Annotated in this window: 14 protein-coding genes; 7 read left to right on the top strand and 7 right to left on the bottom strand. The window is 63.9% G+C overall.

What is annotated here, in order from left to right; translation table 11 throughout:
* Nucleotides 1–39: 39 nt before the first annotated feature.
* Nucleotides 40–1,275: a pyridoxal phosphate-dependent aminotransferase gene (locus PO605_RS11900; protein ID WP_016447750.1), complete on the bottom strand. Its 1,236-nt coding sequence runs from the start codon at nt 1,273–1,275 to the stop codon at nt 40–42.
* Nucleotides 1,276–1,446: 171 nt separating this feature from the next.
* Here PO605_RS11900 and PO605_RS11895 point away from each other — a divergent pair, with 171 nt between their 5' ends.
* From PO605_RS11895 to PO605_RS11880, 4 genes are all read left to right on the top strand, one after another.
* A complete protein-coding gene (locus tag PO605_RS11895; RefSeq protein ID WP_017407848.1) occupies nt 1,447–1,815 on the top strand; it encodes an Mth938-like domain-containing protein in 369 nt (122 codons plus the stop codon).
* 138 nt (nt 1,816–1,953) lie between these two features.
* Nucleotides 1,954–2,439 carry a peroxiredoxin gene (locus PO605_RS11890; protein WP_012207021.1) on the top strand — a complete coding sequence of 162 codons (486 nt, stop codon included), beginning with the start codon at nt 1,954–1,956 and terminating at the stop codon, nt 2,437–2,439.
* 176 nt (nt 2,440–2,615) lie between these two features.
* Nucleotides 2,616–4,421 (top strand): PhoH family protein, encoded by a 1,806-nt coding sequence (locus tag PO605_RS11885; RefSeq protein WP_047469152.1) that lies wholly within the window; start codon nt 2,616–2,618, stop codon nt 4,419–4,421.
* A gap of 3 nt (nt 4,422–4,424) precedes the next feature.
* Nucleotides 4,425–4,823, top strand: a complete 399-nt coding sequence (locus tag PO605_RS11880; protein WP_047469151.1) for a hypothetical protein — start codon at nt 4,425–4,427, stop codon at nt 4,821–4,823.
* A 75-nt stretch (nt 4,824–4,898) separates the two neighbouring features.
* On the opposite strand, the gene dnaB is transcribed toward PO605_RS11880, so the two are convergent.
* The 5 genes from dnaB to rpsF form a co-directional block, all read right to left on the bottom strand.
* Nucleotides 4,899–6,335 carry a replicative DNA helicase gene (dnaB, locus tag PO605_RS11875; protein ID WP_016447754.1) on the bottom strand — a complete coding sequence of 479 codons (1,437 nt, stop codon included), beginning with the start codon at nt 6,333–6,335 and terminating at the stop codon, nt 4,899–4,901.
* Nucleotides 6,336–6,467: 132 nt separating this feature from the next.
* Nucleotides 6,468–6,920, bottom strand: a complete 453-nt coding sequence (gene rplI / locus PO605_RS11870) for a 50S ribosomal protein L9 (RefSeq protein ID WP_016447755.1) — start codon at nt 6,918–6,920, stop codon at nt 6,468–6,470.
* A gap of 12 nt (nt 6,921–6,932) precedes the next feature.
* A complete protein-coding gene (gene rpsR / locus PO605_RS11865) occupies nt 6,933–7,214 on the bottom strand; it encodes a 30S ribosomal protein S18 (RefSeq protein WP_012207026.1) in 282 nt (93 codons plus the stop codon).
* Between the two features lie 18 nt (nt 7,215–7,232).
* Nucleotides 7,233–7,523 (bottom strand): primosomal replication protein N, encoded by a 291-nt coding sequence (gene priB / locus PO605_RS11860; protein ID WP_047469148.1) that lies wholly within the window; start codon nt 7,521–7,523, stop codon nt 7,233–7,235.
* Between the two features lie 26 nt (nt 7,524–7,549).
* On the bottom strand, nt 7,550–7,912 hold the full coding sequence (rpsF, locus tag PO605_RS11855; protein WP_012207028.1) for a 30S ribosomal protein S6: 363 nt from the start codon (nt 7,910–7,912) through the stop codon (nt 7,550–7,552).
* Nucleotides 7,913–8,214: 302 nt separating this feature from the next.
* Here rpsF and grpE point away from each other — a divergent pair, with 302 nt between their 5' ends.
* The 3 genes from grpE (at nt 8,215) to dnaJ (ending at nt 12,064) form a co-directional block, all read left to right on the top strand.
* Nucleotides 8,215–8,760, top strand: coding sequence for a nucleotide exchange factor GrpE (grpE, locus tag PO605_RS11850; RefSeq protein ID WP_016447757.1), 546 nt, complete (start codon nt 8,215–8,217; stop codon nt 8,758–8,760).
* Nucleotides 8,761–8,874: 114 nt separating this feature from the next.
* A complete protein-coding gene (gene dnaK / locus PO605_RS11845; RefSeq protein ID WP_016447758.1) occupies nt 8,875–10,824 on the top strand; it encodes a molecular chaperone DnaK in 1,950 nt (649 codons plus the stop codon).
* A gap of 100 nt (nt 10,825–10,924) precedes the next feature.
* The gene (dnaJ, locus tag PO605_RS11840) at nt 10,925–12,064 is read left to right on the top strand and encodes a molecular chaperone DnaJ (RefSeq protein WP_017405356.1); all 1,140 of its coding nucleotides are present in this window, start codon (nt 10,925–10,927) and stop codon (nt 12,062–12,064) included.
* Between the two features lie 70 nt (nt 12,065–12,134).
* On the opposite strand, the gene PO605_RS11835 is transcribed toward dnaJ, so the two are convergent.
* On the bottom strand, nt 12,135–13,391 hold the full coding sequence (locus PO605_RS11835) for an SEL1-like repeat protein (protein WP_272206518.1): 1,257 nt from the start codon (nt 13,389–13,391) through the stop codon (nt 12,135–12,137).
* Between the last annotated feature and the right edge of the window lie 58 nt (nt 13,392–13,449).

Genomic DNA, 13,449 nt, shown 5'->3' with positions numbered 1-13,449 from the left:
TCGGCGCAAGGCCCTCTCCCCCGCCGGCCCCCGCACAGCTCAGCCGCGGTCCGTGCCGTGGCGCTTGCGGTATTTCTCGAGGAACACGGCCAGGCGGCGGATGGCCTCGCGCAGGTCGGTGTCGTGCGGCAGGAAGACGATGCGGAAATGGTCGGGGTGCGGCCAGTTGAAGCCTGTTCCCTGCACCAGCATGACCTTGGTTTCCTGCAGCACTTCCAGGAAGAACGCCTGGTCATCCTTGATCGGGTAGATCTCGGGGTCCAGGCGCGGGAACATGTACAGCGCGGCCTGCGGCTTGACGCAGCTCACGCCGGGGATTTCGGTGATCAGTTGGTAGGCCAGGTCGCGCTGCACGCGCAGCCGGCCGCCTTCCTGCACCAGCTCGTCGATGCTCTGATGCCCGCCCAGCGCCGTCTGCACGGCCCATTGGCCAGGCACATTGGCGCACAGGCGCATGTTGGAGAGCATGTTCAGGCCCTCGATATAGTCCTTGGCCGCCTTCTTGTCGCCCGAGACCACCATCCAGCCGGCGCGGTAGCCGCAGCTGCGATAGGCCTTGGACAGCGAGTTGAAGGTCAGCGTCAGCACATCGGTGGACAGGCTGGCCAGCGGCGTATGCACGACGTCGTCGTAGAGCACCTTGTCATAGACCTCGTCGGCGAAGATCACCAGGCCATGCTCGCGGGCCAGCGCCACGATGCTTTGCAGCAGCTGCTTGCTGTACAGGGCACCTGTCGGATTGTTGGGGTTGATGACGACGATGCCCTTGGTGCGCGGCGTGATCTTGGCGCGGATGTCGTCCAGGTCGGGCATCCAGCCGTTGGACTCGTCGCACATATAGTGCACGGGCGTGCCGCCGGACAGGCTGGTCACGGCGGTCCACAGCGGATAGTCGGGCGCCGGCAGCAGCATCTCGTCGCCGTCGTCCAGCAGCGCGTTCGTGGCCAGGCTGATCAGCTCGGATGCGCCATTGCCCAGGTAGATATCGTCCAGCGTCACGCCCAGGATGCCCTGGCGCTGGGTTTCGTGCATCACGGCCTTGCGCGCCGCGAAGATGCCCTTGCTGTCCGAGTAGCCTGCCGAATTGGGCAGGTTGCGGATCATGTCCTGCTGCACTTCCTCAGGAGCGTCGAAGCCGAACACGGCCAGATTGCCGATATTGAGCTTGATGATCTTCTGGCCGTCCTCTTCCATCTTCTTGGCCGCGTCCATGATGGGCCCGCGGATGTCATAACAGACGTTGGCTAGTTTTGCGGATTTGAGAACGGTTTTCATGCTGAGAATATGAAAGTGGCCGGCGCGGGCTTGCGGCCTTCATGCACGCCAAAGTGCCCCATGCACCCTGGTGAAACCTATAATTTGACCACAGTTCCGCAATGCAGCATCGCCCTGGCCCCGACCCATGTGGCGGCCACCCCCATCGCGCAGACCGCGCCACCCTCATCCATGAAATTCCACGCCGACAAATCCGAAGCACAGAGCATCACGGGCTATGGCCCCGGCTGGGTCGCCGTGGACCGGGAAAAGTTCGAACACAGCCTGCTTGTCGGCGCCAAAGGCCTGCGCCAGGCCTGGGACTGTGCCCGCTTCGAAGACCTGACGCCTGAGCATTTCGAGGCCCTGTCCCAGCTGGATGCAGAGGTCATCATCCTGGGCAGCGGCCAGCGCAACCGCTTCCCGCCAGCGGCCTGGCTGCGCCCGCTCATGGCCCGACGCATCGGCCTGGAAAGCATGGATACGCAGGCCGCGTGTCGCACCTACAACATCCTTGCCAGCGAAGGCCGTAACGTCGTCGCGGCCCTACTCTTGGAGTAGACTCCTGCCCCCCTGATTGGGAGAAATTCCGTTTTCAGGGTAAAATTGCAGGTTGCGGTTGGGGGCATTTCCGATAAAAGCAAAAACACAAACACGGCCCTCGGCATTTCAACGACTACACCCGAGAGATATAAGCGCATGGCGATCGTTGTCAACAAACCCCTTCCCGAATTTGAAGCCAACGCTACCGGCGGGATCAAGGTGACCAACACCTCCCACACGGGCCAGATTCTGATCCTGTATTTCTACCCCAAGGACAATACGCCTGGCTGCACCACCGAAGCCATGCAGTTCCGCGACAAGTACAAGGACTTCGTGAAAGCTGGCGCCACCGTGTTTGGCGTCTCGCGCGACAACATGAAGTCGCACGACGACTTCAAGGAAAAGCTGGAACTGCCGTTCGAGCTGATCGCCGATACGGAAGAGAAGATGTGCCACATGTTCGGCGTGGTCAAGAACAAGATCATGTACGGCAAGAAGGTGAAGGGCATCGAGCGCTCCACCTTCCTGGTCGGAGCCGATGGCCTGCTGGTGCAGGAATGGCGCGGCCTGAAGGTTCCCGGCCACGTTGACGAGGTGCTCAAGGCTGTCAAGACCCTGAAGGCATTGAAGCAGGCTGCCTGATAGCAACAATCCGACAGGTGACAGAGTGCCGGCCGACATATTCAGGCCGTCCGCCTATGCATAATGGGGCAATGCCTCTTAGCAAAGACGCTTTTCCCTGTCACCCCTCCAAAGCCGCCTCGGTTTCCAGGCGGCTTTGTGCTTTTTGATCCTTGTTGAGGAACGGTTCGTCCACCATGCCCCTGCCCCCCGCACCCGGCCGCCGTGCCGCCAAGCTCTCCCCCGAAGCCTTTCTTCCCGTGCGCGGTGCCCAGCACGCAGACCCCCTGCCCGCTGACGATCTTCCCGATGCAGTCGAGGCCGTAGCTGCCGCCGCGCCACGCAAGCGCAAGCCGGCCCCGGCCTCCGCCTCCAACACCACCACCACAGCTGCAAAGCCCGCACCGGCGCGCGGCCGCAACACCAAGGCCGCATCACCGGCTCCTGCGCCCGCAACTGCAGCCCCTGCCAATCGGCAGCGCCGCGCAACCGACAATTCCAACGCAACGGCAGCGCCGTCCAGCGCCCGGTCGGCCAACAGGTCGGCCACGGAAGCCAAGCCGGCAGCACTGCTGGCAGCACCGGTTCGCCCACGCCGCACGCGCACAGGCCCGAAGACGCTGTTCGTGCTCGACACCAACGTGCTGCTGCACGACCCGACCAGCCTGTTCCGCTTCGAGGAGCACGACATCTTCCTGCCCATGGTGGTGCTGGAAGAGCTCGACGGCCACAAGAAGGGAATGACCGAAGTGGCGCGCAACGGCCGCCAGGTCAGCCGCACGCTGGATTCACTGGTCGCCTCCCAGCCCTCCGAGACGCTGGACAAGGGCCTGCCGCTGAATGCCACGGGCCAGCGCAGCGCCACCGGCATGCTGTATTTCCAGACGGAACCGCTGGAGACCTCGCTGCCCGACAGCCTGCCCCAGGGCAAGGCGGACAACCAGATCCTGGGCGTGGTCGCCGCGCTGCGCAAGAAGTTCAGCGAGCGTGAAGTCGTGCTGGTGTCCAAGGACATCAACATGCGCGTCAAGGCACGCGCCCTGGGCCTTGCGGCCGAGGACTACCAGAACGACAAGGTACTGGACGACGGCGACCTGCTGTACGCAGGCGCCCTGGCCCTGCCCCAGGACTTCTGGGCCAAGGCCGGCAAGAACGTCGAAAGCTGGCAGGAAGGCGCCATCACCTACTACCGCATCAGCGGCGCCATCGTCGACCAGCTGATGATCAACCAGTTCGTCTACCACGAGGCACCGGGCGAGCCCAGCCTGTTCATGCGCGTGACCGAGATCCGCGACAAGACGGCCGTGCTCAAGACGCTCAAGGACTTCGGCAATCCCAAGTACGCCGTCTGGGGCGTCACGGCGCGCAACCGCGAACAGAACTTCGCGATGAACCTGTTGATGAACCCGGACATCGACCTGGTCACGCTGACCGGCACGGCCGGCACGGGCAAGACCCTGCTGGCCCTGGCCGCCGGCCTGTCCCAGGTGCTGGACGACCGCCGCTACACCGAGATCATCATGACGCGCGCCACGGTCAGCGTGGGTGAGGACATCGGCTTCCTGCCCGGCACCGAGGAAGAGAAGATGGGCCCCTGGATGGGCGCCCTCGACGACAACCTCGAATTCCTGGCCAAGGGCGATGGCGGCAATGCCGGCGAATGGGGCCGCGCCGCCACCAACGAGCTGATCCGCAGCCGCATCAAGATCAAGAGCATGAACTTCATGCGCGGCCGCACCTTCCTGAACAAGTACGTCATCATTGACGAGGCCCAGAACCTGACGCCCAAGCAGATGAAGACCCTGATCACGCGCGCCGGCCCCGGCACCAAGATCATCTGCATGGGCAATCTGGCGCAGATCGACACGCCCTACCTGACCGAGGGCTCGTCGGGACTGACCTACGCCGTGGACCGCTTCAAGGGCTGGCCCCACAGCGGCCACATCACGCTGGCGCGCGGCGAGCGCTCGCGCCTGGCCGACTTCGCCAGCGAGGTGCTGTAAGCCATGGCGATCAGCTGGATCACGGCGCTGAAGCTGGTGCCCTGGGGCGATGTCATCGAGGCCACCCCCCAGGTCGTCAAGGCAGCCAAGAGCCTGCTGCGCAAAAAGGATGCGGAGCAGGCGGTCGGCGCGCAGCCGGCTGCAGCCGGCGAGCCGCTGGCAGCCCCGCGCTCGGCTGGCGAACAGGCTCTGCTGCTGATCCAGGCCCAGGAAGCCCGCATCACGCAGCTGGAGCAGTCACAGCGCCAGTCGCTGGAACTGATCGAGAAGCTGGCCGAGCAGAATGCCCAGATCGTGGCCACCGTGGGTGCGCTGCGCATGGGCGCCCAGCGGCTGGCCTGGGCCTGCGCCATCCTCGGCGCCTGCGTGGCAGGTCTGCTGATCCATGCCTGGCGTACATAGACCGCCCACTGCAAAAAAACCAAACGGCCCCTCGGGGCCGTTTTTCATGGAAAGCCTGAAAGCCAAGTGCTGCAATCAGTACTCGTCGCCACCACCGTAGCCCACGGCCAGGTTCTCGAAGCGCGTCTGGTTTTTCTGGAAGAACAGCTTGACCGTGCCGGTCGGGCCGTTACGCTGCTTGCCGATGATGACTTCGGCAATGTTGGGCTCCTTGCTGTCCTTGTTGTAGTAGTCATCGCGGTAGATGAACATGATGATGTCGGCATCCTGCTCGATGGCGCCCGATTCGCGCAGGTCGGACATCATGGGGCGCTTGTCGGTGCGCTGCTCCACCGAACGGTTGAGCTGGGACAGGGCAATCACCGGGCACTGCAACTCCTTGGCCAGCATCTTCAAGCCCCGCGAAATCTCGCCCAGCTCGGTCGCACGGTTGTCGGAACTGGCGGCCGAACCCGAGCCGCTCATCAGCTGCAGATAGTCGACCACGATCAGGCCCAGCTTGCCGCAGGTACGCGCCAGGCGCCGCGCATTGGCGCGCAGCTCCGTAGGCGACAGGCCTGGCGTCTCGTCGATGTGCAGGGATACCGTGCGCAGCCGCTCGATGGCTTCCGTCAGGCGCGGCCACTCGTCATCGTTGAGCTTGCCCGTGCGCAGATTGCCCTGGTTGACGCGGCCGATGGAGCCGACGATACGCACCGCCAGCTGGGCCGCGCCCATTTCCATGGAGAAAATAGCGACCGGCAGGCCTTCGTTGAGCGCCACGTGCTCGGCGATATTCACCGCAAACGAGGTCTTGCCCATCGAGGGGCGTGCGGCCAGCACCACCAGGTCGCCAGCCTGCAGGCCACTGGTCATGCGGTCCAGATCGACGAAGCCCGTGGGCACGCCGGTCACGTCCATGGGGTTGTCGGCCATCTCCTGGACACGGTCCAGCAGGTCCACCACCAGCGTGTCGAGCGACTGGAAACCCTGCTTGTTGCGCGCCCCCTCCTCGCCGATGGCCAGGATCTTCTGCTCGGCCTCGTCAAGGATGCGGTCCACCGTCTTGCCCTGCGGATTGAAGGCATTGGTGGCGATGTCATCACTGGCCGTCACCAGCTTGCGCAGGATGGAGCGCTCGCGCACGATCTCCGCGTAGCGCCGGATGTTGGTGGCACTGGGCACGTACTGCGCCAGCTGGTTCAGGTACAGCAGGCCGCCAATTTCCTCGGCCTTGCCCATGCCCTGCAAATGCTCGTACACCGTGATCACGTCGGCCGGCTTGCTGGCATTGATCAGCTTGCCGATGGCCTCGTAAATCAGCTTGTGCTCATGGCGGTAGAAATCACCATCCACCAGCAGATCGCCCACGCGGTCCCAGGCACTGTTGTCCAGAAGCAGGCCACCCAGCACGCTGGACTCGGACTCCATCGAATGCGGCGGCACGCGCAACTGCGCGACCTGCTGGTCGCCAGCGGGCAGCAGCGGTGCGAACGCATCATCGAGATCGAGCGGGGGCATTACGGACGACATGGAATTCCTGGAGATGAGCCCGCCATCGTAGCGGCTGGCAAAAGGCCGCGCCACCCGGCGTCATCACCCGGGCGCGGCAAAGCAAAAAGCCGCCCGAAGGCGGCTTTTTGGTGATACGGGACAAGCCCCGGATCAGGAGTGGTCGCCGTAGACCGACACCGACACTTCGACGCTGACGTCGGTGTGCAGTGCCACGACCACGGTGGCGTCGCCCACGGTCTTGATGGGACCGTTGACCAGGCGAACTTGCGACTTGGCAACGGCGAAGCCGGCCTTGGTCAGTTCTTCGGCGATGTCGGCATTGGTCACCGAACCGAACAGGCGGCCGTCAACGCCAGCCTTCTGGGTCAGCTTGACGTTCACGCCGTTGAGCTTTTCGCCCAGTTGCTGGGCAGCAGCCAGCTTTTCAGCCGCTTGCTTTTCCAGTTCGGCGCGCTTGGCTTCGAACTCGGCCTTGGCGGAAGCCGTGGCGCGACGGGCAGCGCCCGTGGGGATCAGGAAGTTGCGGGCGTAGCCGTCCTTGACCTTGACGATATCGCCGAGGCCACCGAGGTTCACAACCTTGTCGAGCAGAATGACTTGCATGGGTTGTATTCCTTAGATCTTGTGCTGGTCAGAGTAAGGAACCAGAGCCAGGAAGCGGGCGCGCTTGATGGCAGTGTTCAACTGACGCTGGTAGATGGCGCGCGTGCCGGTCAGGCGAGCGGGGACGATCTTGCCGTTTTCACCGATGAAGTCACGCAGGGTGTCCACATCCTTGTAGTCGATTTCTTCGACGCCGGCGACGGTGAAGCGGCAGAAGCGCTTGCGCTTGAACAGCAGCGACTGCGTGTTGCGCTTGGGGCGCTTGTCCTTGTTGAATTTCTTGAACGTGGCCATTTCTGGACCTCTTGAAAATTAGTTTTGTTGAATGTCCTGGATGTGAAGAACCAGCAATTTGCCGTTGCGGGGCGTTGCCAGGAAGCCTAGGAACTTCCACTGGCTGCCGAGCGCCTGGCGGGCCAGCTTTTCAGCCAGCGCACCAAAGGCCACCGCCTTGACAGATGCCGTCACGCTGCGCTCGCTTCCCGCCTCTTTCTGCCGCGACGCATGCTCGAGTCGCAGTTCAAGGGCTGGCAGCCCTGCCGGCGTGTAGCGCAGTGCTTGAAGCTCTGCGATGGCGGCCGTCAGTACAACGTGGTTCTCCACTCCTTCAGGTTCTGACAGGGCTGGGCTCAGGCCTGTTCGGTCTGGCTGGCCTTGCGGGCCTCTTCACGCTCGACGGTCTTCATCATCGAGGAAGGAGCCGTATCGGCCTTCTTCTTCTGAACCGTCAGGTGACGCAGCACGGCATCGTTGAACTTGAAGGCATGCTCCAGCTCAGCCATCACAGCCTGGTCGGCTTCGATGTTCAGGCACAGGTAGTGGGCCTTGGCGAGCTTGTTGATCATGTAAGCCAGTTGGCGACGGCCCCAGTCTTCTTCGCGATGGACCTTGCCACCGCCAGCGGTGATCATGCCCTTGTAGCGTTCCAGCATGGCGGGAACCTGCTCGCTCTGATCCGGGTGGATCAACAAAACGATTTCGTAATGACGCATATCGACTCCTTTTGGGAAAACGCCGCCCACTGCGTCTTGTAGCGGTGCGGCAAGGCAAAGCATTGGATTCTAGCGCAGCCCTCTTCCATCTGTACACTTCGCACTGCCCGAGACCCCGGATCTGTGTGGGGCTTTTGCCCCGTCGCCCGGCTTTTGCCCTCACCGTGTACCTCTGCCGCGCGGATGCACATGCACAAAGCCCTTGAAAATACACCGATCCGCTCGCATCTCGATTCAAGATCGTGCAATCGCCTGGCCTCCAGTCTGGCGACCGCTTTGTTTTGTAGCTGAAGTCTCTATCCATGTCTGAACAAAACTCCAACCCCTTGCAAGACGCAGCCCCGGAAGAAATCGAAGCCGCCATGGCGGCCAATGCAGCCGACGAGCTGCAGCGCCTGCAGGCCGAGCTGGCCGAACTCAAGGCCAAGAGCGCCGAGCTGGCAGACCAGTTCCTGCGCGCCAAGGCCGAGGCCGAGAATGTGCGCCGCCGCGCGGAAGACGAAGTCTCCAAGGCGCGCAAATTCGGCATCGAGAGCTTTGCCGAAAGCCTTCTGCCTGTCTGCGACAGCCTGGATGCCGCCCTGGCCATTCAACAGGCCACGCCGGAACAGCTGCGCGAAGGCGCCGACGCCACGCTGCGCCAGCTGACCTCGGCCCTTGAGCGCAACAAGGTCGTGACCATCAATCCGGCTGCCGGCGAGAAATTCGACCCCAACCTGCACCAGGCGATCAGCATGGTGCCTGCACAGCAGGAAGCCAACACCGTGGTATCGGTGCTGCAAAAGGGCTACCTGATCGCCGACCGCATCCTGCGCCCGGCCCTCGTGACCGTGGCCCAGCCCCAGTAAGCGGGCACTCACGGCAGCACTGACAAAAAAGGGGACAAGCCCCTTGAAGCTGCGCGAGCCGGCCACAAGTTAGCAGTCATTCAAACATTTCACAGAACGCGGAGAGAACTCAAAATGGGAAAAATCATCGGTATTGACCTGGGCACCACCAATAGCTGCGTGGCCATCATGGACGGCAACACCACGCGCGTGATCGAGAACAGCGAAGGTGCGCGCACCACGCCGTCGATCATTGCGTACCAGGAAGACGGCGAGATCCTCGTCGGCGCCTCGGCCAAGCGCCAGGCGGTCACCAACCCCCGCAACACCATCTATGCCGCCAAGCGCCTGATCGGCCGCAAGTTCGACGAGAAGGAAGTGCAAAAGGACATCGACCTGATGCCCTACACCATCTCGCGCGCCGACAACGGCGACGCCTGGGTGGAAGTGCGCGGCCAGAAGCTGGCCCCGCCGCAGATTTCCGCCGAAGTGCTGCGCAAGATGAAGAAGACCGCCGAGGACTACCTGGGCGAGCCCGTGACCGAGGCCGTGATCACCGTGCCCGCTTACTTCAACGACGCCCAGCGCCAGGCCACCAAGGACGCCGGCCGCATCGCCGGCCTGGAAGTCAAGCGCATCATCAACGAACCCACGGCGGCGGCCCTGGCCTTCGGCCTGGACAAGACCGACAAGGGCGACCGCAAGATCGCCGTGTATGACCTGGGCGGCGGCACCTTCGACGTGTCCATCATCGAAATCGCCGATGTGGACGGCGAAAAGCAGTTCGAAGTGCTGTCGACCAACGGCGACACCTTCCTGGGCGGCGAAGACTTCGACCAGCGCATCATCGACTACATCATCACCGAGTTCAAGAAGGAACAGGGCGTCGATCTGTCCAAGGACGTGCTGGCGCTGCAGCGCCTGAAGGAAGCCGCCGAGAAGGCCAAGATCGAGCTGTCGAACTCGGCCCAGACCGACATCAACCTGCCCTACATCACGGCCGATGCCTCGGGTCCCAAGCACCTGAACATCAAGCTGACCCGCGCCAAGCTGGAAAGCCTGGTCGAGGACCTGATCGAGCGCACCATTGCGCCCTGCCGCACGGCCATCAAGGACGCAGGCGTGTCCGTGTCCGACATCGATGACGTCATCCTGGTCGGCGGCATGACCCGCATGCCCAAGGTGCAGGAAAAGGTCAAGGAATTCTTCGGCAAGGATCCCCGCAAGGACGTGAACCCCGACGAAGCCGTGGCCGTGGGCGCCGCCGTGCAGGGCCAGGTTCTGTCGGGTGACCGCAAGGACGTGCTGCTGCTGGACGTGACACCGCTGTCGCTGGGCATCGAGACGCTGGGTGGCGTGATGACCAAGATGATCACCAAGAACACCACCATCCCGACGAAGTTCGCACAGACCTTCTCGACGGCCGACGACAACCAGCCTGCCGTGACGATCAAGGTGTTCCAGGGCGAGCGCGAAATGGCTTCGGGCAACAAGATGCTGGGCGAGTTCAACCTCGAAGGCATCCCGCCGGCCGCGCGTGGCGTGCCCCAGATCGAAGTGGCCTTTGACATCGACGCCAACGGCATCCTGAACGTGTCCGCCAAGGACAAGGCATCGGGCAAGGAAAACAAGATCACCATCAAGGCGAACTCCGGCCTGTCCGAGGAAGAGATCCAGAAGATGGTCAAGGACGCCGAGCTGAACGCCGCCGACGACAAGAAGAAGCTGGAACTGGTCCAGGCCCGCAACCAGGGCGAGGCTGCCGTGCACAGCGTCAAGAAGAGCCTGGGCGAGCATGGCGACAAGCTCGACGCTGGCGAGAAGACCGCCATCGAGAGCGCCGTCAAGGACCTGGAAGAAGCGCTCAAGGGCGAGGACAAGGACGCCATCGACGCCAAGACCACGGCGCTGATGACGGTCAGCCAGAAGCTCGGCGAGAAGATGTACGCCGATGCACAGGCAGCGGGCGCCCCCGAGGCAGCCGCCGCCGCAGCAGCCGCCGGTGCTGCAGGTGCCTCGGCCGGTGCTGCAGCCGCTGACGACAACGTCGTCGACGCCGAAGTCAAGGAAGTCAAGAAGGACTGAACCCAGCGCGTGGTCCCTTGACGACCGCTTGCCGCCGCGCTCGGCCCTGCCAAGGGGCTGACGCGGCGTTCCTGTTCTCACTGACTGGCTAGCAAACACCATGTCCAAACGCGATTTTTACGAGGTCCTCGGCGTTGCCAAGAACGCCTCGGACGACGACATCAAGAAGGCTTATCGCAAGCTGGCGATGAAGTACCACCCTGACCGCAACCAGGGGGATGCCGCACGCGAGGCGGAAGAGAAATTCAAGGAGGCCAAGGAGGCCTACGAGATGCTCTCCGACAGCAACAAACGCGCGGCCTACGATCAGTACGGCCACGCAGGCGTGGACCCCAACCGCGGCATGGGCGGCGGCGCAGAAGGCTTTGGCGGCTTTGCCGAGGCCTTTGGCGACATCTTCGGCGACATGTTCAACCAGGGCGGGCGGCGCGGCGGCGCAGGTGGCGGCCGCCAGGTCTACCGTGGCAACGACCTCAGCTATGCCATGGAGATCACGCTGGAAGAGGCTGCCCACGGCAAGGATGCGCAGATACGCATCCCCAGCTGGGACAGCTGCGACACCTGCCACGGCAGCGGCGCCAAGCCCGGCACCAGCGCCAAGACCTGCACCACCTGCAACGGCATGGGCAGCGTGCAGATGCGCCAGGGCTTCTTCAGCGTGCAGCAGACCTGCCCGCACTGCCGAGGCACCGGCAAGATCATTCCCGAACCCTGCACCAGCTGCGGCGGCCAGGGCAAGGTCAAGCGCCAGAAGACGCTGGAAGTGAAGATTCCCGCAGGCATCGACGACGGCATGCGCATCCGCTCCTCGGGCAATGGCGAACCCGGCACCAATGGCGGGCCTGCAGGCGATCTCTACATCGAGATCCGCATCAAGGACCACGACATCTTCGAGCGCGATGGCGACGATCTGCACTGCAACGTGCCCGTGAGCTTCATCACGGCGGCGCTGGGTGGCGAGATCGAGGTACCCACCCTCTCGGGCAAGGCGGCCATCGACATCCCCGAAGGCACCCAGGCCGGCAAGCAGTTCCGCCTGCGCGGCAAGGGCATCAAGGGCGTGCGCTCCAGCTACCCCGGTGACCTGTACTGCCACATCGTGGTCGAGACGCCCGTCAAGCTGACCGAGTACCAGCGCAAGCTGCTGCGCGAGCTGGAGGAATCGCTCAAGAAGGGCGGCGCCAAGCATTCGCCCAGCGGCGAGAGCTGGACCGACAGGCTCAAGAGCTTCTTCAGCTGATGCAGCACTGAGCCCCCCAAAAAAAACGCCTCTTCCGAGGCGTTTTTCATTGGTGCATCCTCAACAGGGCTCAGGGAGCGGGTTTGGCCTTCCAGGCCGCCGCCTGCCGCTCCGCACGTGCGCGCTCTGCCGCGCTCAGCGGCTGGGCCATGCTGTCGCGCTTGGCCGCCAGAGAGCTGTCCTTGCCCGCTGCCAGCAGCATCCAGAAATAGGCCTGTGACGGGCTGCGCTCCACGCCCTTGCCCGAGGAATAGAGGCTGGCCAGATTGGACTGCGCCAGCGCGTCGCCCTGCTGGGCGGCACGCTCCAGCCAGCGCGCGGCCTGCTTGTCGCTGGCAGGCACGCCCTGGCCATTGGCATACAGAACGCCCAGGTTGGACTGGGCTGCGGCACTGCCCTGCTCGGCCGCCTTCTCCAGCCAGTGTGCGGCCTGCGCCATGTCGCGATCGACCACGCCACCCTCGGCATAGAGCATGCCGGCGTTGAATTGCGCATCGACATGGCCCTGGCCTGCCGCCGCCACAAACCAGCGCAGCGCCTGCGCCACATCCTCGGCCACGCCCCGGCCCGTGGCATACATCACGCCCAGGCTGTACTGGCCGGCCGCCTCCCCCTGTTCGGCCGAGCGCTGGAACCATTGCACGGCCTGGACGGGATCCTTGACGGCTCCGCGCCCCTCGGCCAGCATCAGGCCCAGGTTGTTCTGTGCCACGGCGTCACCCTGCTCGGCCGCCTTGCGATACCACTGCACGGCCTGCGCATCGTCGCGCACCACGCCACGGCCATTGGCGTACATCAAACCCAGGTCGGACTGAGCCGGCGCATAGCCTTGCTGGGCCGATTTCTCATACCACCGGGCAGCAGTCTCCGCATCCAGGGCAACGCCCTGGCCGCGCTTGTACAGCGAGCCCAGCGCGTACTGGGCGCTGGCCTCGCCCTGCTCGGCATGCTGCTGCAGCGCTGCAAGCTCGGCAGCGCTCAGGCCGGACTCACCCTTGGACGCGCCGCCACCTGCGGCTGCAGCTGCAGCCCCCGCTGCGGCAGCGCCGCCCACCACGCCTGCAGCGGCGGCCGCCTTGGCAGGTGCGCTGCGGGTGGTGGCAGGTGCCGGCTTGCCCTTGGATTTGACGGCGGTCTTGCCTGTCGGCCTCGCAGCTGCCTTGGCCGCAGGCTTGGCGGGGGCCTTCGCGCCGCTCTTGGCCGTGTTCTTCGCCGGTGGCTGCGGCTTGGCAGACGCCGGGACGGCCATGCAGGACAGGGCTGCGGCCAGCAGCAATGACAGGCCTGCAGGCAGGGCTCGCAGGCCCGTCGGGTATCGATCGTTCATATGCTCTTATTTTTGCAGCAATCCATGCAGGCGACTGGCGCAAAGATTGACAAATTCT

This window comes from Delftia sp. DT-2 (assembly GCF_028401915.1).
Lineage (GTDB): Bacteria > Pseudomonadota > Gammaproteobacteria > Burkholderiales > Burkholderiaceae_C > Comamonas > Comamonas tsuruhatensis.
This window is presented reverse-complemented; position numbering and strand designations above follow the sequence as displayed.

What these genes read in the sequence shown, in the direction of transcription:
- PO605_RS11900 (WP_016447750.1), bottom strand. Translation starts at nt 1,275, where the DNA reads ATGAAAACCGTTCTCAAATCCGCAAAACTAGCCAACGTCTGTTATGAC.
- PO605_RS11895 (WP_017407848.1), top strand. Translation starts at nt 1,447, where the DNA reads ATGAAATTCCACGCCGACAAATCCGAAGCACAGAGCATCACGGGCTAT.
- PO605_RS11890 (WP_012207021.1), top strand. Translation starts at nt 1,954, where the DNA reads ATGGCGATCGTTGTCAACAAACCCCTTCCCGAATTTGAAGCCAACGCT.
- PO605_RS11885 (WP_047469152.1), top strand. Translation starts at nt 2,616, where the DNA reads ATGCCCCTGCCCCCCGCACCCGGCCGCCGTGCCGCCAAGCTCTCCCCC.
- PO605_RS11880 (WP_047469151.1), top strand. Translation starts at nt 4,425, where the DNA reads ATGGCGATCAGCTGGATCACGGCGCTGAAGCTGGTGCCCTGGGGCGAT.
- dnaB (WP_016447754.1), bottom strand. Translation starts at nt 6,335, where the DNA reads ATGTCGTCCGTAATGCCCCCGCTCGATCTCGATGATGCGTTCGCACCG.
- rplI (WP_016447755.1), bottom strand. Translation starts at nt 6,920, where the DNA reads ATGCAAGTCATTCTGCTCGACAAGGTTGTGAACCTCGGTGGCCTCGGC.
- rpsR (WP_012207026.1), bottom strand. Translation starts at nt 7,214, where the DNA reads ATGGCCACGTTCAAGAAATTCAACAAGGACAAGCGCCCCAAGCGCAAC.
- rpsF (WP_012207028.1), bottom strand. Translation starts at nt 7,912, where the DNA reads ATGCGTCATTACGAAATCGTTTTGTTGATCCACCCGGATCAGAGCGAG.
- grpE (WP_016447757.1), top strand. Translation starts at nt 8,215, where the DNA reads ATGTCTGAACAAAACTCCAACCCCTTGCAAGACGCAGCCCCGGAAGAA.
- dnaK (WP_016447758.1), top strand. Translation starts at nt 8,875, where the DNA reads ATGGGAAAAATCATCGGTATTGACCTGGGCACCACCAATAGCTGCGTG.
- dnaJ (WP_017405356.1), top strand. Translation starts at nt 10,925, where the DNA reads ATGTCCAAACGCGATTTTTACGAGGTCCTCGGCGTTGCCAAGAACGCC.
- PO605_RS11835 (WP_272206518.1), bottom strand. Translation starts at nt 13,391, where the DNA reads ATGAACGATCGATACCCGACGGGCCTGCGAGCCCTGCCTGCAGGCCTG.